The sequence below is a fragment of the Sphingomonas sp. genome, assembly GCF_019746015.1.
GTDB lineage: Bacteria > Pseudomonadota > Alphaproteobacteria > Sphingomonadales > Sphingomonadaceae > Sphingomonas.
The window spans coordinates 1-4536 of sequence record NZ_JAIESM010000079.1; the positions used below are offsets into that span (position 1 = coordinate 1).

Annotated in this window: 5 protein-coding genes and 1 pseudogene; all 6 read left to right on the forward strand. The window is 66.0% G+C overall.

The features are described from left to right. Window positions 1-219: carboxyl transferase domain-containing protein (locus tag K2Y03_RS11245; RefSeq protein ID WP_294090787.1), on the forward strand; the 219-nt coding region annotated here is incomplete at its 5' end. Continuing rightward, window positions 216-575, forward strand: coding sequence for a contact-dependent growth inhibition system immunity protein (locus tag K2Y03_RS11250; RefSeq protein WP_294090788.1), 360 nt, complete (start codon window positions 216-218; stop codon window positions 573-575). The genes K2Y03_RS11245 and K2Y03_RS11250, both read left to right, overlap by 4 nt. Then, a complete protein-coding gene (gene mce / locus K2Y03_RS11255; RefSeq protein ID WP_294090789.1) occupies window positions 572-1009 on the forward strand; it encodes a methylmalonyl-CoA epimerase in 438 nt (145 codons plus the stop codon). Before K2Y03_RS11250 ends, mce begins: the two co-directional genes overlap by 4 nt. A 136-nt stretch (window positions 1010-1145) precedes the next feature. Further along, window positions 1146-1931, forward strand: coding sequence for an enoyl-CoA hydratase-related protein (locus K2Y03_RS11260; RefSeq protein WP_294090790.1), 786 nt, complete (start codon window positions 1146-1148; stop codon window positions 1929-1931). A 75-nt stretch (window positions 1932-2006) separates the two neighbouring features. Next, complete coding sequence (scpA, locus tag K2Y03_RS11265) at window positions 2007-4160, forward strand: methylmalonyl-CoA mutase (protein ID WP_294090791.1); 2154 nt, start codon at window positions 2007-2009, stop codon at window positions 4158-4160. Continuing rightward, window positions 4157-4536: pseudogene (locus K2Y03_RS11270) on the forward strand (biotin synthase); the annotation flags it as partial. The gene scpA and the pseudogene K2Y03_RS11270, both read left to right, overlap by 4 nt.

A 4536-nucleotide genomic window follows, 5' to 3' on the forward strand; every position in this document is an offset into this window, starting at 1 on the left:
GAGATCATCTTCCGTGGGCGCACGCCCGAGGAAATCGCCGAGCGCACGGCCGAATATGAGGCGCGCTTCGCCAACCCCTTCGTCGCGGCGAGCAAGGGCTTCATCGACGAAGTGATCCAGCCGCATTCGACGCGGCGGCGGGTGGCGCTGGGGTTGCGGAAACTGCGCGGGAAGGCGCTGGAGAATCCGTGGAAGAAGCATGATAATCTGCCGCTGTGAGCCGGAAGCGATATCAGCTACGCACTGAAATTGAGCAGCGTTGGCCGACGCTGTATCAATTTCTCGCTGCGTATTGCCATCAGGAGTGGCCGTGCTTCCACGAAAGCATCGGGGCAGCCATTGATACTGCAATTTCACATTACACAACTGAAGCACGCCAGCGAGTTCTAAAAGAATGGCGCAACTGCAACGAAACGCTGATGAGCGTCGATGATGTTCGGTTTGCTCTGAATGACGGTTTTGGGGTTTGCATGATGTTCCGAAAACCGATTGATGGGCGCAACTTCTGGAACACAGTCTATGATAAGCTGATCGTCTCGGTCCGAGACGAGTTTGGAGAACGCTGGAACCCATGAAACTCGGCCGCCTGAACCATGTCGGCGTCGCGACGCCCTCGATCGAGGCGTCGATCGCCTTTTACCGCGACATCATGGGCGCAACGCATATTCACGAACCGTTCGACCTGCCCGAACAGGGGGTGAAGGTCTGCTTCGTCGATACCCCGGCCGATGGCCCGACCGGCGGCACCCAGATCGAGCTGATCGAGCCGCTGCCGGGCAACACCTCGATCGCCGCTTTTCTGGAAAAGAACCCGCAAGGGGGGCAGCATCATCTGTGCTACGAAGTGCCCGACATCCACGCCGCCAAGGCCTGGTTCGAGGGGCAGGGCAAGCGCGTGCTGGGGAGCCCGCGACTCGGGGCGCATGGCACGCTGATTTTCTTCGTCCACCCCAAGGACATGGGCGGCGTGCTGACCGAGATCATGGAGACGCCCAAGGCGGCGCACTGAACGCGCCGTTGGGGCGCCGTAGCGTCAGGCCCTGCTCCATACCCGATGTTCGAATGTGGCGATTGGCGTTGCCCGCGCGGCGGCGCTGGCGCATACTGCATCCCGATATTCGACCGGAAATTGAGGGGGAGGACGCGTGGCTTTTGAAATGATCCGCACCGAGCGCCGCGGCGATGTGATGGTGATCACGCTCAACCGGCCCGAACGGCTGAACGCCGCACCCCCGCAGATGTTTGTCGAGATCGGCCATGCGCTCGATGCGCTGGACGGTGCGCGCGCGGTGCTGATCACGGGTGAGGGGCGCGCCTTCTGTTCGGGTGCGGACCTGGCCGGGCGCGATCAGGCGGCGCATCTCAGCCCCGGCCAGCGCGCCGGCGCGTCGCTCAGGCGCAGCTACAACCCCACCATGCTGAAAATCGCGAAGATGGGCGTGCCGATCGTCAGCGCGGTGAACGGCCCCGCCGCCGGCATCGGCTGCAGCCTGGCGCTGGCGGCCGATTTCTGCGTGGCGGCGGAAAGCGCCTATTTCCTGCAGGCGTTCGTTAATATCGGGCTGGTGCCCGATGGTGGCGCCTCGTGGATGCTCGCCCGGCTGGTGGGCAAGGCGCGCGCGACCGAGATGATGCTGCTGGGCGAGCGCATCCATGGGCCAAAGGCGGCCGATTGGGGGTTGATCCACAAATGCGTGCCCGATGCGGTGCTGATGGAGGAGGCAATGCTACTGGCCGAGCGGCTGGCGGCGGGGCCGACGGTGGCGCTGGGGCTGATGCGGCAGGGAATCGCCGCCGCGCTGGAAAGCGATTATGCCAGCGCAATGGACGGCGAGGCCGACCGCCAGATGATGGCCGGCGCCACCGCCGATGCGGCCGAGGGTGCGATCAGCTTCCTGCAGAAGCGCAAGGCCCAGTTCAAGGGCGCCTGAGCGGGCGGGCGCTGCCACCGCTGGCACCATCGCCCCCCTCGACTTGGGCCGATATCCGGGTTTAGGGGAGAGTTGATGACCGACCGACCCAGCCCGTCTGCCCCGCCCCAGCTTGCCGAGTGGCAGGCGCGCGCCGCCCGCGAAGTGAAGGGCGCCGATCTCACCTGGCACACGCCGGAAGGGATTGCGGTGAAGCCGCTCTATACTGCGGCCGACGCGCCAGACCCCGGCCTGCCCGGCATGGCGCCGTTCACGCGCGGGGTGCGCGCCAGCATGTATGCGGGGCGACCCTGGACGATCCGCCAATATGCGGGCTTTTCGACTGCCGAGGCATCGAACGCCTTTTACCGCCGCAATCTGGCGGCGGGGCAGAAGGGGCTGTCGGTCGCGTTCGATCTGGCGACGCATCGCGGCTATGACAGCGACCATCCCCGCGTGGTGGGCGATGTCGGCAAGGCGGGCGTCGCGATCGACACGGTCGAGGACATGAAGATCCTGTTCGACGGCATCCCGCTCGACCAGATGAGCGTCAGCATGACGATGAACGGCGCGGTGCTGCCCGTGCTCGCCTTCTTCATCGTCGCGGGCGAGGAACAGGGCGTCGATCAGGCCAAGCTCGACGGGACCATTCAGAACGACATTCTGAAGGAGTTCATGGTCCGCAACACCTATATCTATCCGCCCGAACCCTCGATGCGGATCGTCAGCGACATCATCGCCTATACCTCGGCCAACATGCCGAAATTCAACAGCATTTCGATCAGCGGCTATCACATGCACGAAGCCGGCGCGACGGCGGTGCAGGAACTGGCCTTCACCATCGCCGACGGCAAGGAATATGCCCGGCGCGCCATCGCCGCCGGGCTTGATGTGGACGCCTTTGCCGGGCGCCTGTCGTTTTTCTTCGGCATCGGCATGAACTTCTTCATGGAAGTGGCCAAGCTGCGCGCCGCGCGCACTTTGTGGCACCGGGTGATGGAGGGGCTGGGCGCGAAGGACGAACGCTCCAAGATGCTGCGCACCCATTGCCAGACCAGCGGCGTCAGCCTGCAGGAGCAGGACCCCTATAACAACGTCATCCGCACCACAGTGGAGGCGATGGCGGCGGTGCTGGGCGGCACCCAGTCGCTCCACACCAATGCGCTGGACGAAGCGATTGCGCTGCCCACCGATTTTTCCGCCCGCATCGCGCGCAACACCCAGATCGTGCTGGCCGAGGAGACGGGCATCACCCGCGTGGTCGATCCGCTGGGCGGCAGCTACTATGTCGAAGCACTGACGGCAGCACTGGTGGACGAGGCCTGGGCGCTGATCGAGGCGGTCGATGCAGCCGGCGGCATGACCGCCTATGTCGCGACCGGCAAGCCCAAGGCGATGATCGAGGAAGCCGCCGCCGCCAAGCAGGCGCGCATCGATCGCGGCGAGGATGTGATCGTCGGCGTCAACAAATATCGCCTGGCCGAGGAAGCGCCGCTGGACACGCTGGAGGTGGACAATCACGCCGTGCGCGAGGCGCAGATCGCGCGGATCAACGCGGTGAAGGCGGCGCGCGACGACGCCGCGGCGCAGGCTGCGCTCGCGGCCCTGACCGAGGGCGCGCGGGGCGATGCCAATCTGCTGGCGCTGGCGGTGCGGGCGGCGCGCGCGCGGGCGACGCTGGGCGAGATCAGCGCCGCGCTGGAGGTGGCATTCGGCCGTTATGGCACCGTGCCGACGCCGGTTTCCGGCATTTATGGCCGCGCCTATGCCGAGGATGCCCGCTATGCCGCCGTGGTGGACGGCGTCGTGGCGGTCGCGCGTCGGCTGGGCCGCAAGCCGCGCATCCTGATCGCGAAGATGGGGCAGGACGGGCATGATCGCGGCGCCAATGTGATCGCCAGCGCCTTTGCCGATATGGGGTTCGACGTGGTCAGCGGCCCGCTGTTCCAGACGCCGGAGGAAAGCTGTGCGCTGGCGCTGGCCGAGAATGTCGATGCGGTGGGCGCCTCGTCGCTGGCCGCCGGGCACAAGACGCTGATCCCGCAGCTCATCGCGCTGCTCCGCCAGGCCGGCCGTGCCGACATCAAGGTCGTCGCTGGCGGCGTCATTCCGCCGCAGGATTATGATTTCCTGCGCGATGCCGGGGTGCAGGGCATTTACGGCCCCGGCTCCAACGTGGTCGAATGCGCCGCCGACATGCTGCGACTGCTGGGCCACAATATGCCACCGATAAGCGAGGCCGCCGAATGACTGCGCATTGCCGAAATGACTGGACCCGCGCCGAAATCGCCGCGCTGTTCGACCTGCCGTTCGATGAGCTGATGTGGCGCGCGCAAGGCGTCCACCGCGCGCACCATGCGCCGGGCGAAGTGCAGCTCTGCACGCTACTGTCGATCAAGACCGGCGGCTGTCCGGAGGATTGCGGCTATTGCTCGCAAAGCGCGAGCCACGACACCGGGCTGAAGGCCGAAAAGCTGATGGACGTGGAGGCGGTGCTCGCCGCCGCTGCCGAGGCGAAGGCGAGCGGATCGCAGCGTTTCTGCATGGGCGCGGCCTGGCGCAACCCCAAGGACCGCGACATGGACGCGGTGGTGCAGATGGTCGCGGGCGTGAAGGCGATGGGGCT